This is a genomic window from Leisingera sp. JC11, from assembly GCF_040704725.1.
In the GTDB taxonomy this organism is placed as follows: Bacteria; Pseudomonadota; Alphaproteobacteria; order Rhodobacterales; family Rhodobacteraceae; genus Leisingera.
This window is the reverse complement of record NZ_JBFCVS010000003.1, coordinates 1-14,836: the sequence shown is the minus strand read 5'-3', so window position 1 is coordinate 14,836 and position 14,836 is coordinate 1. Positions and strand designations below refer to the sequence as shown.

Sequence of the window (14,836 nt, the reverse complement as noted above, 5' to 3'; positions counted from 1 at the left end):
CGGTGTGACGCTTAAACCGGACCCAGGCATCCGCAAAATGACAGCTGCAGACGATCCCATAGAATATGCCCCGCACGGGCGCCGCCGCGGCGGCAAGACCGGTGGCGGTGTCTTTGCTGTGCTGGCCTGGGCGGTGGCGCTGTCCTGCCTGCTGCCGATGGTTGCGGTGGCATTCGCAGCGGCGTTCGGCGGCACCGATACCATCAGCCATCTGGCCGGGACCGTGCTGCCGGGGTATTCGCTGACCACGCTGGCGCTGGTGGCGATGGTGGCGCTTGGCACCTTTGCGATCGGCACTGGCGCGGCGTGGCTGGTGACGATGACCCGGTTTCCCGGCGCCCGGCTGCTGGAGATCGCGCTGGTCCTGCCGCTGGCTTTTCCGGCCTATGTGCTGGCCTATGCCTATACCCATATCCTGGATCATCCCGGCATCGTGCAGTCCACGTTGCGCGAGGTGACCGGCTGGGGGCCGCGGGATTACTGGTTCCCGGAGATCCGCTCCACCGGCGGGGCGGCGGCGATGCTGGTGCTGGTGCTCTACCCCTATGTCTACCTGCTGGCGCGGGCGGCCTTCATGCAGCAGAGCGCAGGCGCTTTTCTGGCGGCGCGGGCGCTTGGCAAGAATTCCTGGCAGGCGTTCTGGCTGGTCAGCCTGCCGATGGCGCGGCCGGCCATTGCCTCGGGCGTGCTGCTGGCGGTGATGGAGACCATCGCGGATTTCGGCACGGTCTCCTACTTCGGGGTGCAGACCTTTGCCACCGGCATCTACACCAGCTGGTTCTCGCTGGGCGACCGGGGCGGCGCGGCGCAGCTGGCGCTGTGCCTGCTGGGCTTTGCGCTGACCCTGGCGGTGGTGGAGCGGGCCACGCGGGGGCGGGCGAAATACCACCACGCGGGCAAGCATCACAACCAGATGCCGCCGGCCGAGCTGGGCGGGATCAAGGCGGCAGTAGCGGTTTTCTTCTGCGCGGTGCCGGTGGTGCTGGGCTTCCTGCTGCCGGTGGCGGTGCTGTTCGCGATGAGTTTTGATTCCGAGCAGAACCTGTTCAGCCGCCGCTACATCGATTTCACCACCAACTCGATCACCCTGGCCGCGGCGGCGGCGGTGCTGACTGTGGCAGCGGCGGTTTGCCTCGGGTTCTATCAGCGGCTGCGGCCCGGGCGGCTGTCCGCGACCGCGGCGTACTTCGCGCGGCTGGGTTATGCGGTGCCGGGCGGGGTGATCGCGGTGGGGCTGATCGTGCCCTTCGCCGCCTTTGACAACGCGCTGGACGCCTGGATGCGGGAGAGCTTCGGCATCCGCACCGGGCTGCTGGTCACCGGTTCGATCTGGCTGCTGGTGGCGGCTTACGGCGTGCGGTTCATGGCGGCCGCTTTGGGGGCCTATGAGGGCGGCCAGGCCACGATGCATTCGAATATGGATGCGGCGGCACGGTCTCTGGGGCAGGGGCCGATGGGCATGCTGCGGCGGGTGCATCTGCCGATTCTGACGCCCAGCCTGCTGACGGCGCTGCTGATCGTATTTGTCGATGTGATGAAGGAGCTGCCCGCGACGCTGATCATGCGGCCCTTCAACTTTGACACCCTGGCGGTGCAGGCGCACCGGCTGGCCGCAGACGAGCGGCTGGAGGGGGCCGCGGTGCCGTCGCTGGTGATCATGGCGGTGGGGCTGCTGCCGGTGATCCTGATCTGCCGCCAAGTGGGGCAGCGGCGCTAAAGAGCAGCGCTTTGGGGCGGCTTATGCCGCCCACCAGGCCTCGATCTCGTCGCGGGAAATCCGGTCTGCCGGTCCCAGGCCGACCAGGACGGTTTCCTCCGCCGCGCAGCGTTTGGCTTCGACATGGCGGCCGACAACATGCAGCTCATAGGCGCCGCCGGTGGTCAGCACAAAGCCCTTCATCCGGTAAAGCCCCGTGGGCCGCGCCGCCAGCTTGTCCCCCAGCGCGCGTCGGTCCAGAACAGTGCTGCTGCGGTGCTGCCAGGTGGTGTAGGCGGGATGCGCCGCCACCGCGCGGCCCTTGGGCAGCGGCACCACGTCAAACAGCAATTCCGCCACCGGCGAGCTGTTCAGCACGGTGGGCGTGCGGGCGCCTGCCTTGGCCAGCAGCGCGCTGAGCGCTTCGTCCAGTTCATCGCATTTGGTGGCGATCACCAGGTCAGCGGCACGGATCTGCTGTTCCGCCTGCGGTGCGAGCAGCGGGTCGTTCAGCAGGGTCCCGGCATTTTCCGCATCCACCAGGGAGACGATGCCGCCGTAGCTGAGGCCGGATTCATTCAGGACGGAATTGGCGATGGCCACCGGGTCGGAAATGCCGCTGGCCTCGATCACCAGGTGATCCGGACGCTCGGGTCGGTTCAGAACATCGCGCAGGGCAAGCGCGAGATCATCGCCCATGGTGCAGCAGACGCAGCCGTTGGTCAGGGCGATCTTGCCGCCATCCGCGTCCTGAATCAGGGCGTCATCAATATTGACTGCGCCAAAGTCGTTGACGATCACGGCCAGTTTCAGCCCGTGATCCTCGGCCAGCAGGCGGTTGATCAGGGTGGTCTTCCCCGCACCCAGATATCCGCTGATAATCGTTACTGGCAACCGGTTCATAGGCTCTGTTCCTCCAGAGCGCGGCGTGCTCCCGACTGCATGTTTCCCCCCGAATTTCAAGATGCGCGAACCTATAGGCATGTGGTGCAAGCGGGTCTAGGAAAAGCTGGGATTGCTTCGAACTTTTGCCAAACTGGCGGCTGCTGTGCCATTTGGGAAACGTACAGGCATAAAAAAGCGCGGCCAGGGCCGCGCTTTTCCAGTTTCTTTGAAGGCTGGCGTTACTTCCAGCCGACGTCGTTGAAGATCTTCTGCGCTTCGGGGAGGTTTTTGGCGACCTCGGACAGGTTCACGTCATCCGGCTTGAAGTGGCCAAGCGCCGCAATTGACGGGGCCAGGCCAACGCCGGAGACTGCCGGGTATTCATCATTGCCGGCCGAGAAATACGCCTGGGCGGAATCACTGGCGAGGTATTCCAGGAACTTGATGGCGTTCTCCTTGTTCGGTGCGTGCAAGGCAACACCGCCGCCGGACAGGTTCATATGCGCGCCTTCCTCGTTCTGCGAGGGGAACAGCCAGCCGATCTGGTCACGGTGTTCCGACACGCCCTTGACCTCCTTGCGGATCGAGCGGGCGAAGTAATAGCTGTTGGCAACCGCGATATCGCACTCGCCGGAGACCAGGCCGCGAATCTGGTCCGTGTCGCCGCCCTGCGGGTCGCGCGCCATGTTGGCGACCACGCCTTCGGCCCAGCCGCGGGCCTTCTCGGCGCCGTGATGGGTCACGATCGAGGCCAGCAGGGTCTGGTTGTAGGTGTTCTTGGAGGAGCGGATGCAGACCTTGCCCTTGTAGGCGGGGTCGGCCAGGTCCAGGTAGGTCAGCGGCGGATTGGCGACCTCGTCCTTGTCATAGAAGATGATCCGCGAGCGCTGGCTGAAGCCGAACCACTGGTTGCCCTCGTCCTGCAGATAGGCGGGCACGCGGGCCTCCAGCACGTCGCTCTCGATGCTTTGCAGCACGCCGGCATCCTTGGCCCGGGTCAGGCGGGAGGTGTCGACGGTGATCAGGATGTCCGCCGGGGAGTTTTCGCCTTCGGCGTTCATCCGGGCGATCAGCTCATCGGCGTTGCCTTCGATCCGGTTGATGGTGATGCCGGTGGCCTTTTCGAATTCAGAGTAGAGCTGCTCGTCAGTGTCATAGTGGCGCGAGGAGTAGATGTTCAGCTCGCCCTCGGCTGCAGCAGTGGTGGCAATGGCAGCGGTCAGCGCGCCGGCCAGTACGGTGGTGGCTTTCAGCATGTTTTGTCCCGTTCGTTAGTGGCTCTTTTTCCGACTGAAATAGTCAATTAAGGAGTTTTCCGGCGGATGCAATCAATTTCCGACAAAAGAAATCGGATAATTTGCCGCGGCGGCGCACGTCAGGGGCGGAGCCCTGCTGGTTTCAGGCCGCACCTGTTCGGGACGCGATGCCGGGCCTGGCCCGTTTACTGTTGGCTTCTCCCGTCTGTCGCCGGGCCTATGCAGGTCCGCTCCCGTTGGGCGCGGCACCGCGCCACGCGTGCTGCCACGCCCAACGGGCGGCCAAATATTGCTTGGCAGCAGCCGGGGTATCTGGAGGTGCGGGAGTGCCGCCTTGGCCTGGTTCAAAAAGAAGGCAGCCCCAAACGCAAAAAAACCGCATCGGATGATGCGGTTTTCTGCATGTCGCTGTAGCGGATCTTAGCCCTGGCGCGCTTTGAACTTGCGCTGGGTCTTGTTGATCACGTACACGCGGCCTTTACGGCGCACAACCCGGCAATCGCGGTGCCGGTTCTTCAGCGAACGGAGCGAGTTCTTGACCTTCATGGTCTCTCTCCTTGTCTGCGGCGCGAACCAGCGCCTGGGTTAGCGGGTGCCTTGGCCGTGGCCAGGGCAGTGAATGGAATGGTGGGCGATACAAGGATCGAACTTGTGACCCCTTCGATGTCAACGAAGTGCTCTACCGCTGAGCTAATCGCCCACTCTGGCCTGCGCGCCGTTCCTGCCCCTCAGAAGTGAAAGGGGCGCGGGGTGCCGCGCCGGTGAGGGGGTCTATAAATAGAGTCGCCGGCGGGCGCAAGAGCTTTTGACCGCAGAAATTTCCGCGATATGCTGTTTCTTGCACAAGAAGCACCGGAGCAAGGATGCCTGATACAGCGTTTTCCGTGATTTCCCCGCAGAAACTGGCCTCGGCGGCGGTTTTTGCCTCTCCGCACAGCGGCACGGACTATTCCGATTCCTTTCTGGCACAGTCGATTCTGGGGCGGCGGGAGATCCGCAGCTCGGAGGACGCCTTTGTTGACCAGCTGTTCCTAGCCGCGCCGGAGTTCGGGGCGCCGCTGCTGAAGGCCTTGAAACCAAGGGCCTATCTGGACCTGAACCGCTCTCCCGATGAGCTGGACCCTGCGGTGATCGAGGGGGTGCAGCGGCGCGGGCAGAACCCGCGGGTGGCTTCCGGCCTTGGGGTGATTCCGCGGGTGGTGGCCAACGGCCGGGCGATCTACAGCGGCAAGCTGCCGCTGGCAGAAGCGGAGCGGCGGATCAGGTGCTGCTGGCATCCCTACCATCAGGCTCTGAAAGGGCTGCTGGATCAGGCGCACCGGGAATTCGGCCAGGCGATTCTGGTGGATTGCCATTCAATGCCGCATGAGGCGGTGGAGGCGATGGCCCCGCGGGGCGCGGGCAAGCCGGAGGTGGTGCTGGGCGACCGGTTCGGGGCAGCTGCGGACAGCGGCGTGGTGGACCGGATCGAGGCGGCCTTTGCCGCGGCCGGGCTGAAGGTCGCGCGCAACACACCCTTTGCCGGGGCCTATATCGCCCAGACCTATGGCCGCCCGTCGCGGCGCCAGCATGCGGTACAGATCGAGCTCGACCGGGCGCTTTACATGGATGAGGCCAGCATCCGGCCCAATGCGAATTTCGATGCCTTGCAGCAGCTGCTGCGCCAGGTGGTGGCCGAAATTGCAGCAATCGGGCGGGAGGAACTGCCACTGGCGGCGGAATAATCCTGTGCCGTGATTTCAGCGCAGGGCGCGGCCTTTCAGAATCGCGCTGTCGCCGAATCTCTTGCGGATGGCGTCGGTGGCGCGTTCGGCCTCTGCGCGCTTGCCGGCATCCGGGTCCAGCAGGTCGCCGCTGTCGTCCGCTTGCGATTCGGGCACCAGGTCTGAAATCCCGCAGCCCAAGAGCCGGTAGGGGCCTTCGTCGCCCACCTGATCCAGCAGGCTGCGGGCGGTGCGGTAGATGCGGTCGGCAATCTGGGTCGGGCTGCGGAGGGTGACGCGGCGGGTCAGAGCGGAATGGTTGGCGCGTTTCAGTTTGAGCGTCACTACCCGGCCCGCCAGTTCCCGCGCCTTGGCCCGGTCCGAAACCTTTTCAGCCAGCCGCCACAGGTGGCCGTCCAGCACGTCCAGGCAGGCGGTATCCTCAAAGAAGGTAGTCTCGTTGGAGATCGACTTGACCGGCTCATGCGCAGAGACCCGGCGCCGGTCCTGGCCGCGGGCCAGAAGCCAGAGCCGGTCGCCCATGGAGCCGAAGCGGCTGTGCAGCGCCTCGCGGTCCCAGCGCAGCAGGTCGCAGAAGGTGCGGATGCCGGCCTTGTCCAGGCTTTCCTGGGCGGCGGGGCCGATGCCCCAGATCAGCCGCACCGGTTTTTCGCGCAGGAAATCGGCGGTCTCGGCCTTGCCGATCACCGAGAATCCGCGCGGCTTGTCGAGGTCGGAGGCGACCTTGGCCAGGAACTTGTTATGGGAAAGGCCGATGGAACCGGTGACACCCAGCTCATCCTTCATCCGCTTGACCAGCCGCGCCAGCATCACCGCGGGCGGCGCGCCGTGCAGTTTTTCGGTGCCGGTCAGATCCATGAAGGCCTCGTCCAGCGACAGCGGCTCCACGTCCGGGGTCAGCTCATTCATCATCTTGCGGATTTCGCGGCTGACCTCGACGTAGACATTCATCCGCGGCTTGATCACCACCGCGTCGGGGCAGAGCTTGAGCGCCTGAAACATCGGCATGGCGGAGCGCACGCCGCGGATGCGGGCGACGTAGCAGGCGGTGGAGACCACGCCGCGCTTGCCGCCGCCGATGATCACCGGCTTGGTGGCGAGCTCCGGGTTGTCGCGTTTTTCGACGCTGGCATAGAAGGCATCGCAGTCCATATGGGCGATGCTGAGGGAGAACAACTCCTCATGCGCCTTGATCCGCGGGCTGCCGCAATGGGGGCAGCGCCGGGCGGGAGTGATCTGGCTCAGGCAGTCTCGGCAGAGGGCGTGCATCGGGCGGGTCGCTGAATTCGGGCAGGGTAAGTCTAGCTTGCGTCGGAGGCCTTGTCTTTAGCGCGGCGGGTTGCCAAGTGACAGGTCATGACATCAGCAGGCGAAGATTTTGCCGGCGCAAAGCTGGCGGTGTTTCTGGGGCAGGATCTGCTGGTCATACAGCGCGATGACAAGCCGGATATCCCTTACCCCGGGCACTGGGACCTGCCGGGCGGCGGCCGTGAGGCGGATGAAAGCCCGGCGGACTGCGCGCTGCGCGAGACATATGAAGAAGTCGGCCTGGTGCTGCCGCCGGAGCTGCTGATCTGGTCCAGGGTGTATCAGCGGCCGCACGGGCGGGTCTGGTTCTTTGCCGCGCATCTGCCTGCGGAGGCTGTCAGCGCGATCCGGTTCGGCAATGAGGGGCGGGGCTGGGCGCTGATGGCGCCAGAGGCCTATTGCGCGCACCCTTTGGCGGTGCCCCATTTCGCGGAACGGCTGCGGGAATATCTTGCCGTGCGGCCGGAGTGACTGAGGGCTGAAAAGAAAGATCCCCCGCTGGTATGCGGGGGGAAGGTGACGGGTCTCAGGAAGAAAAGCCCGTCTGGGGAGTGTCTCAATTTGAGAATCTCCCACATGGCGCTGTTTCGCAAAGTTTGCGGGGCCGTGCATTGGCTGCTGGTTCTGCGGGTGTGCTTTTTGAGGCACAGGACGATTTGGCGCAGAAATCGCCTCTGCGACGGGTTTCGTCAGCGAAAAGAGCGGCTTGACGTTACGTCACTGGCGGGCGGAGGTGCGCCTTGTCAGGAAATGGTGCACCTGCCGCACATTTTTCTTTCTGCCTAAATTTTAGGCAGAAGCGAGGCTGTACCGGTTACGGGACGTGCGGTTTCCGCTGTCTTCCCCGTTTCCGGCAGTGTCCGGGGTCTACGCTTTTACCCCGGCCAGCTCTGCCAGGATGGCTTCTGCTGCGGTGCGGGGGCTGTCCGCTTTCCAGATCGGTCGGCCCACCACGATGTGATCAGCGCCATCGGAAATGGCGCTGGCCGGGGTGGCGACGCGTTTTTGGTCGCCCAGGTCCGCTCCGGCCGGGCGGACGCCCGGGGTGACGATCAGCTTGCCTTCAGCCTCGGGCAGGGCGCGGATCAGGGCGGCTTCCTGCGGGCTGGCGATGACGCCGTCGGCGCCGGCGGCAAAGGCATTGCCTGCGCGCTCCAGCACCAGATCCTGCACCGCGCCGTCCTTGATCAGTGCGCCGTCCAGATCCTGACGGTCGAGTGAGGTGAGGATGGTGACGGCGAGGATCTTGAGATCCTTGCCTGCCGCGCCTTCCTTGGCGGCGCGCACCACATAGGGGTCGCCGTGCACGGTGAGGAAGTCGAGGTCGAACTGCGCAAGGCCGCGCACCGCGTTTTCCACGGTGGCGCCGATATCAAAGAGTTTCATGTCGAGGAAGATGCGCTTGCCGTGCTCCTGCTTCAGCTCATTGGCCAGCGCCAGCCCGCCGCCGGTGAGCATGCCAAGGCCGATCTTGTAGAAGGAGACCGCATCGCCCAGCTGCTCGGCCAGCTTCAGCCCCGCCAGTGCATTGGGAACATCCATGGCAACAATCAGGCGGTCATCGGCGCGCGGAGTTTGGGTCATGGCGGGGTCCTCTTGTGGCGGGTTCGGCGTGAAACTGGCGTTTCATACGCAAGGGGCTGCGAATGGGCAAGGCGCAGCAGGGCGCTCCCGCAACTGAAGCTGCCCCTTGCGGGACAGATAACAGTTTTGGGCCCTGCGCTGCGCTGGCGCGCGGCGGGGCCGCGCCCGGCAGCGGCGGGTTGGGTGCAAAGTTGACGCAGGTCAGGGATTTGCTCACCTTTTCCGGCGAGTATGGGTTGAAGCGGCGGGATCGCTTCCCAAATTGAACCTTGAGGCCCGGACCGGGGCGTGCCGCCAAGCGGGCGCTGCCAAAAACTGGGCGCTTGAAAAAGGAGAGCAAGATGGACTTGAACAAGTTCACGGAGCGTGCACGGGGTTTTGTGCAGGCGGCGCAGACCATTGCGATGCGTGAGGGGCACCAGCGGCTGGTGCCGGAGCATATTCTGAAAGCATTGATGGACGATGATCAGGGGCTGGCGAGCAACCTGATTTCCCGCGCGGGCGGTGCGCCTGCGCGCGTCGCCGAGGCCGTTGACGCCGCTGTCGCCAAGCAGCCCAAGGTGAGCGGCGATGCGGCCCAGATCTATCTGGACGGGCAGACTGCTAAGGTGCTGGATGAGGCCGCCAAGATCGCCGAGAAGGCGGGCGACAGCTTTGTGCCGGTGGAGCGCCTGCTGATGGCGCTGTGCATGGTGAAGTCGAAGGCCAAGGACGCCTTGGAGGCCGGTGCCGTCACTGCGCAGAAGCTGAATGAAGCGATCAATGACATCCGCAAGGGGCGCACGGCAGACTCTGCCACGGCTGAGGAAGGCTATGACGCGCTGAAGAAATACGCCCGCGACCTGACTGAGGCGGCGCGTGAGGGCAAGATCGACCCGATCATCGGCCGGGACGAGGAAATCCGCCGCTCGATGCAGGTGCTGTCGCGCCGGACCAAAAACAATCCTGTGCTGATTGGCGAGCCGGGCGTTGGTAAGACCGCGATTGCCGAGGGCATGGCGTTGCGCATTGTGAATGGCGATGTGCCGGAATCCCTGCGTGACAAGAAGCTCCTGTCTTTGGACATGGGGGCGCTGATTGCCGGCGCGAAATACCGGGGTGAGTTCGAGGAGCGCTTGAAGGCAGTGCTCACTGAAGTGACCGAGGCCGCAGGCGAGATCATCCTGTTCATCGACGAGATGCACACGCTGGTCGGTGCCGGCAAATCCGACGGCGCGATGGATGCGGCCAACCTGATCAAGCCGGCGCTGGCACGCGGCGAGCTGCACTGCGTCGGTGCGACCACGCTGGATGAATACCGTAAATATGTGGAGAAGGATGCGGCCCTGGCCCGCCGGTTCCAGCCGGTGATGGTGACAGAGCCGACGGTGGAGGACACCGTCTCGATCCTGCGCGGCATCAAGGAAAAGTATGAGCTGCACCACGGGGTGCGCATCGCCGACGCGGCGCTGGTGGCGGCGGCGACTTTGTCGAACCGCTATATCACCGACCGCTTCCTGCCGGACAAGGCAATCGACCTGATGGACGAGGCGGCCTCCCGCCTGCGGATGCAGGTGGATTCGAAACCGGAAGAGCTGGATGCGCTGGACCGGCAGATCCTGCAGATGCAAATCGAGGAAGAGGCGCTGAAGCTGGAGGATGATGCCGCATCCAAGGACCGGCTGGAAAAGCTGCAAAAGGAACTGGCTGAGCTGCAGGAGCAGTCCGCCGAGATGACCGCGCAGTGGCAGTCGGAGCGGGACAAGCTGGCCTCGGCCCGCGACCTGAAGGAGCAGCTGGACCGCGCCCGTGCGGAACTGGACATCGCCAAGCGGGAAGGTAACCTCGCCAAGGCAGGGGAGCTGTCTTATGGCGTCATTCCGGGGCTCGAGAAGCAGCTGGCGGATGCCGAGAAGAAGGAAGAGCAGGGGCTGATGGTCGAGGAGGCCGTGCGGCCCGAGCAGATTGCGGCCGTTGTCGAACGCTGGACCGGCATTCCGACCTCCAAGATGCTGGAGGGCGAGCGCGAGAAGCTCTTGCGCATGGAAGATGAGCTGCACCGCCGGGTGATCGGCCAGAATGCCGCCGTAACTGCGGTTGCCAATTCGGTGCGCCGGGCGCGGGCGGGTCTGAATGACGAGAACCGGCCGCTGGGGTCGTTCCTGTTCCTGGGGCCGACCGGCGTGGGTAAAACGGAGCTGACCAAGGCGGTTGCCGGGTTCCTGTTCGACGACGAGCACGCGATGGTGCGCATCGACATGTCCGAGTACATGGAGAAGCACTCGGTCGCCCGGTTGATCGGCGCGCCTCCGGGCTATGTCGGGTATGACGAGGGCGGAGCGCTGACCGAGGCCGTGCGCCGCCGCCCCTATCAGGTGGTGCTGTTCGACGAGGTCGAGAAGGCGCATCCGGATGTGTTCAACGTTCTGCTGCAGGTGCTGGACGATGGTGTCCTGACCGACGGCCAGGGCCGCACCGTGGACTTCAAGCAGACGCTGATCGTGCTGACCTCTAACCTGGGTGCGCAGGCGCTGAGCCAGCTGCCGGAAGGGGCTGATGCTTCGGACGCGCGGCGTGATGTGATGGATGCGGTCCGGGCGCATTTCCGGCCCGAGTTCCTGAACCGGCTGGATGAGACCATCATCTTCGACCGTCTGGCCCGCGCCGACATGGACGGTATCGTCGAGATCCAGCTGGCCCGGCTGCTGAAACGCCTGGCAGGCCGCAAGATCACGCTGGAGCTGGACGAGGCGGCCAAGACCTGGCTGGCGGATGAGGGCTATGACCCGGTGTTCGGCGCCCGGCCCCTGAAGCGGGTGATCCAGCGCGCCCTGCAGAACCCGCTGGCGGAGGCCCTGCTGGGCGGCGAGATCAAGGACGGCGACACCGTCCCGGTCTCGGCCGGCAGCGACGGGCTGATTATCGGCGAGCGGCTGGGCACCAGCGGCAGGCCGCGCCCCGATGATGCCGTGGTGCATTAAACGGTCGTGCATTCAGCGCAGGATGTGACCCGGAAAGGCCCGTCCGTTGCGGCGGGCCTTTTCATGTCTGCCGGGGCGCGCATTTTGCGGCGGTGGCGGAAAGCATTAGACTGGCAGCTGTTCCTAGCAAAGGCGCCGGTCCCATGATCCGCATCAGGCGCAGAACGGCCTTTGCCGCATTTCTCCTCGTGCTGCTGTGCGGCGCGCTGGCGGCTTATGTGCTGGATGGGCAGGCGCGCCCGGTGGAGGACATGGTTGCCTGGCTGCGCAGCACAGGGGCCTGGGCGCCGCTGGCGGTGATCGTCCTGATGGTGGTGCATTCCTTTGTGCCGTTTCCGGCGGAAATCCTGGCGCTGTGCGCGGGGGCGGTTTTCGGCACGCTTTTGGGGGCGGCGCTGATCTGGGCCGGGGCGATGCTGGGGGCGCTGGTGGCCTTTTGGCTGGCGCGCCGGCTGGGGCAGGAGACGGTCCGGGCCTGGCTGAGCGAAACGCAGGCGCGGCAGTTGGATGCCTGGACCGAGGAGCGGGGGACGCTGGCGCTTCTGGCCGCGCGCCTGATCCCGGTGATCGCCTTCAATCTGATCAACTATGCCGCAGGGCTGACCCGGGTCAGCCTTTGGACCTTTGTGTGGACCACGGCGCTGGGCATCCTGCCGGTGACACTGCTGTCCACATGGTTCGGGGCGCAGATGCTGGATATGGACTGGCCGGTGCTGGCGGCGGTTTCGGCCGGGTTGCTGATTGTCCTGTTTGCCATACACCGTCTGGCGCGGCCCTGGATCTGATACCGGGCCAAGCCGCGCGGAATTGTGTAAGGACTAGGTGCCCGCCGCCGCTTCCTTGGCCATCCGGCGCTCATACTTGCGGCGCAGGACCTTCAGGCGCGGTTCCCAGTCATAACGGGGGTCGTCGGTGGTGGCCGACCAGTAGAGTTTGCCGCCATAGCGCCAGGGGTCGAGCACAATGCCCTCGTAGATGCCGTCGCCCCTGGCGGCGATCACCGCCGTCGAGTGGTCGATGCGGAACTCGTTCTTGGGCTCGGCAATGGCGCGCAGCATTGTGAGCGTCCGGAAGTTTTCCTGATCGAGGCGCGCTTCCATGTCCTCGGCGTAATGCACGCAGATGCCGCGCTCCTTGACGCCGCTGTTCACCAGCGTGTTGTGGATGATCGGAGAGGTGGTGACATTATACTGTTCCGCCAGCCGGGCAGAGTGGCTGTACGCAAGCTCAGCCGCGCGGCGGGCCTCGCCGGCGTCCACCTGCGGATCAAGGGATTGGATGGCGAGTGAGAGCGCCTCGACATCGTTTTTGGTCGCGGTCGGGGCGGCCGTGCAGGCAGCCAGTGCCGCGGCGGCCAGCATCATCAGGGGTGCAACTAGGGATTTCATCGTGGTCTGCCCGAAGCGGTTTTGATTTCCAGCCAGCATAGTGAAATCGCTCCCGGGGTGCAGCGGGGAATTTTCCGGCTCCCGGGGAAATTCCGGCCTCTTGACCGGGCATGGCTTCACATTTCTGTCAGCGGAGGCGCACGCGGCCGGTTTTTCGCGGATACTGGCAGGGCTTGCAACGTTACATCTCTCTCGCGCAGTCGTGACGGGATATGTTTTGGGTTTTGCGCCCGGGACCGTTACCTCAGGAGAGACCCGCAAAATCAGGAGACGCAGATGGCGCGCCGCTGGACCAATGACTTGACCCTTGCCGATGCAACCCCGGAGGCTGCGTTCTGGAACCGGCGCCGGATCATGGCGGGGCTGGCAGGCAGCGGGCTGGCGGCTGCGCTGGGCGGCCGCGCACAGGCGGAAGAGGCGCTGGAGCCCAACACCTGGGATGAGGTGACCAGCTACTGCAATTTCTATGAGTTCGGCACCGGCAAGGGGGATCCGTCCAAATACGCGGACCGGATGACAACGAAGCCCTGGAGCGTGAAGATCGACGGGCTGGTTGATAACCCCGGCGACTACTCCTTTGAGCAGATCCTGGGGGAGATGACGCTGGAGGAGCGCATCTACCGGTTCCGCTGCGTCGAGGCCTGGTCGATGGTGGTGCCCTGGCAGGGGTTTGAGCTTGCCGACCTGCTGAACCTGGCGGGGGTGCAGGACGGCGCCAGGTATGTGGCCTTTGAGACCCTCTACCGCCCGTCCGAGATGCCCGGCACCGCTTATAAGGTGCTCGACTGGCCCTATCGCGAAGGCCTGCGCCTGGATGAGGCGATGCATCCGCTGACGATCATGGCGGCCGGGATCTTCGGCAAGCCGCTGCCCAACCAGAACGGCGCGCCGCTGCGGCTGGTGGTGCCATGGAAATACGGTTTTAAGTCGATCAAGTCGGTGGTGCGGATCACCCTGACCGATGAGGAGCCGCCAGCCAGCTGGAACATGGCCAACCCGCGCGAATACGGCTTCTATAGTAATGTGAACCCGGATGTCTCGCACCCGCGCTGGAGCCAGGCCAGCGAGCGCCGCATCGGCGGCGGGCTGTTTGCGCGCCGCCAGCCGACGCTGATGTTCAATGGATACGAGGACGAGGTCGCCGTCCTGTATGAAGGCATGGACCTGGGCGAATATTTCTGAGGAGGCCGAGGATGGAATTTGCAAACCAGCTTCTCCGGCGCCTGCCTGTGTGGGCGGTCTACCTTCTTGGCGCGCTGCCTGCGCCCTGGCTGTTCTGCCTTGGCCTGACAGGCGGCCTCGGCGTGGAGCCGATCAAGGCGCTGGAGCATGAATACGGCGAGCTGGCGCTGCAGCTTCTGATCCTGACGCTGGCCATTTCCCCGCTGCGCCGCCTGCTGGGCCTCAACCTGATGAAATTCCGGAGGGCGGTTGGGCTTCTGTGCTTCTTCTATGTCCTGTGCCACCTGCTGGTCTGGCTGGTGCTGGATGTGCAGATCCTGGGCCAGATCCTCACCGATATTGCCAAGCGTCCTTATATCACTATTGGAATGGGCGCCTTTGTCCTGATGCTGCCGCTGGCGATGACCTCCAACAACCTCTCGGTCCGCAGGCTCGGCCGCGCCTGGTCCCGGCTGCACCGGCTGACCTATGCTGCTGCCGTGCTGGGTGCCGTGCATTTTGTAATGGTGTCGAAGGGATTTCAGATCGAGCCGCTGATCTACCTGGGACTGGTGCTGTTCCTGCTGGCGCTGCGCCTGGCCGGCAGCCGCTGGCTGAGACAGGCATCGGGCGCGCTGGTCTCGGGCCGGACCTAGATCCGGAGCTTTTGGAAGACGTCCGAAGGGCGGCCGATGTGCCGTCCTTTTTTAGGCCACCCTCTTTCTGGCTTTTCTCTCGACTGTCCTGGGGGGGGGGCTTTGGACCGGCAGGAGGCTGGGCGGAGGGAATCCCGGCTTCGGAATCCGCGATTCCTGGCTTTGTGTCTGTGGGTAAGGTGGTTGAGTCTGTGGGTAAGTGCCCCGGGCATTGGTTT

The 14,836-nt window shown here is 64.7% G+C and carries 13 protein-coding genes and 1 tRNA gene; 7 read left to right on the top strand and 7 right to left on the bottom strand.

Going from position 1 to position 14,836, the window contains the following annotated elements; genetic code table 11:
* The first annotated feature begins 37 nt into the window (after window positions 1-37).
* Window positions 38-1,717, top strand: a complete 1,680-nt coding sequence (locus AB1A62_RS03770) for an iron ABC transporter permease (RefSeq protein WP_366660039.1) — start codon at window positions 38-40, stop codon at window positions 1,715-1,717.
* A gap of 21 nt (window positions 1,718-1,738) precedes the next feature.
* On the opposite strand, the gene AB1A62_RS03765 is transcribed toward AB1A62_RS03770, so the two are convergent.
* The 4 genes from AB1A62_RS03765 to AB1A62_RS03750 all read right to left on the bottom strand — a co-directional run bounded on the left by AB1A62_RS03765 (window position 1,739) and on the right by AB1A62_RS03750 (window position 4,537).
* The gene (locus tag AB1A62_RS03765) at window positions 1,739-2,599 is read right to left on the bottom strand and encodes a CobW family GTP-binding protein (protein WP_366660037.1); all 861 of its coding nucleotides are present in this window, start codon (window positions 2,597-2,599) and stop codon (window positions 1,739-1,741) included.
* Window positions 2,600-2,820: 221 nt separating this feature from the next.
* Window positions 2,821-3,837: a Fe(3+) ABC transporter substrate-binding protein gene (locus AB1A62_RS03760; protein ID WP_366660035.1), complete on the bottom strand. Its 1,017-nt coding sequence runs from the start codon at window positions 3,835-3,837 to the stop codon at window positions 2,821-2,823.
* 420 nt (window positions 3,838-4,257) lie between these two features.
* Window positions 4,258-4,383 (bottom strand): type B 50S ribosomal protein L36, encoded by a 126-nt coding sequence (gene ykgO, locus AB1A62_RS03755; protein WP_005648635.1) that lies wholly within the window; start codon window positions 4,381-4,383, stop codon window positions 4,258-4,260.
* A 79-nt stretch (window positions 4,384-4,462) separates the two neighbouring features.
* Window positions 4,463-4,537: transfer RNA gene (locus AB1A62_RS03750), tRNA-Val, on the bottom strand.
* Window positions 4,538-4,700: 163 nt separating this feature from the next.
* On the opposite strand from AB1A62_RS03750, the gene AB1A62_RS03745 reads away from it, so the two are divergent.
* Window positions 4,701-5,561, top strand: a complete 861-nt coding sequence (locus tag AB1A62_RS03745; protein ID WP_366660034.1) for an N-formylglutamate amidohydrolase — start codon at window positions 4,701-4,703, stop codon at window positions 5,559-5,561.
* Between the two features lie 15 nt (window positions 5,562-5,576).
* On the opposite strand, the gene AB1A62_RS03740 is transcribed toward AB1A62_RS03745, so the two are convergent.
* Window positions 5,577-6,830 (bottom strand): DNA polymerase IV, encoded by a 1,254-nt coding sequence (locus tag AB1A62_RS03740; RefSeq protein WP_366660032.1) that lies wholly within the window; start codon window positions 6,828-6,830, stop codon window positions 5,577-5,579.
* Window positions 6,831-6,917: 87 nt separating this feature from the next.
* Between AB1A62_RS03740 and AB1A62_RS03735 the strand changes: the two genes are divergently transcribed.
* Complete coding sequence (locus AB1A62_RS03735; protein ID WP_366660030.1) at window positions 6,918-7,340, top strand: NUDIX hydrolase; 423 nt, start codon at window positions 6,918-6,920, stop codon at window positions 7,338-7,340.
* Window positions 7,341-7,736: 396 nt separating this feature from the next.
* On the opposite strand, the gene pyrF is transcribed toward AB1A62_RS03735, so the two are convergent.
* Window positions 7,737-8,453 (bottom strand): orotidine-5'-phosphate decarboxylase, encoded by a 717-nt coding sequence (gene pyrF, locus AB1A62_RS03730; protein WP_366660028.1) that lies wholly within the window; start codon window positions 8,451-8,453, stop codon window positions 7,737-7,739.
* 341 nt (window positions 8,454-8,794) lie between these two features.
* Between pyrF and clpB the strand changes: the two genes are divergently transcribed.
* Together clpB and AB1A62_RS03720 are read left to right on the top strand one after the other, a co-directional pair.
* Window positions 8,795-11,413, top strand: a complete 2,619-nt coding sequence (gene clpB / locus AB1A62_RS03725; RefSeq protein WP_366660027.1) for an ATP-dependent chaperone ClpB — start codon at window positions 8,795-8,797, stop codon at window positions 11,411-11,413.
* Window positions 11,414-11,556: 143 nt separating this feature from the next.
* Complete coding sequence (locus tag AB1A62_RS03720) at window positions 11,557-12,198, top strand: TVP38/TMEM64 family protein (RefSeq protein ID WP_366660025.1); 642 nt, start codon at window positions 11,557-11,559, stop codon at window positions 12,196-12,198.
* Window positions 12,199-12,231: 33 nt separating this feature from the next.
* Here the strand turns inward: AB1A62_RS03720 and AB1A62_RS03715 are convergent, their stop codons facing one another.
* The gene (locus AB1A62_RS03715) at window positions 12,232-12,801 is read right to left on the bottom strand and encodes a hypothetical protein (RefSeq protein ID WP_366660023.1); all 570 of its coding nucleotides are present in this window, start codon (window positions 12,799-12,801) and stop codon (window positions 12,232-12,234) included.
* A gap of 276 nt (window positions 12,802-13,077) precedes the next feature.
* Here AB1A62_RS03715 and msrP point away from each other — a divergent pair, with 276 nt between their 5' ends.
* Window positions 13,078-13,983 (top strand): protein-methionine-sulfoxide reductase catalytic subunit MsrP, encoded by a 906-nt coding sequence (msrP, locus tag AB1A62_RS03710; protein ID WP_366660022.1) that lies wholly within the window; start codon window positions 13,078-13,080, stop codon window positions 13,981-13,983.
* 11 nt (window positions 13,984-13,994) lie between these two features.
* Window positions 13,995-14,618, top strand: coding sequence for a protein-methionine-sulfoxide reductase heme-binding subunit MsrQ (gene msrQ, locus AB1A62_RS03705; RefSeq protein WP_366660020.1), 624 nt, complete (start codon window positions 13,995-13,997; stop codon window positions 14,616-14,618).
* The last annotated feature ends 218 nt before the right edge of the window (window positions 14,619-14,836 follow it).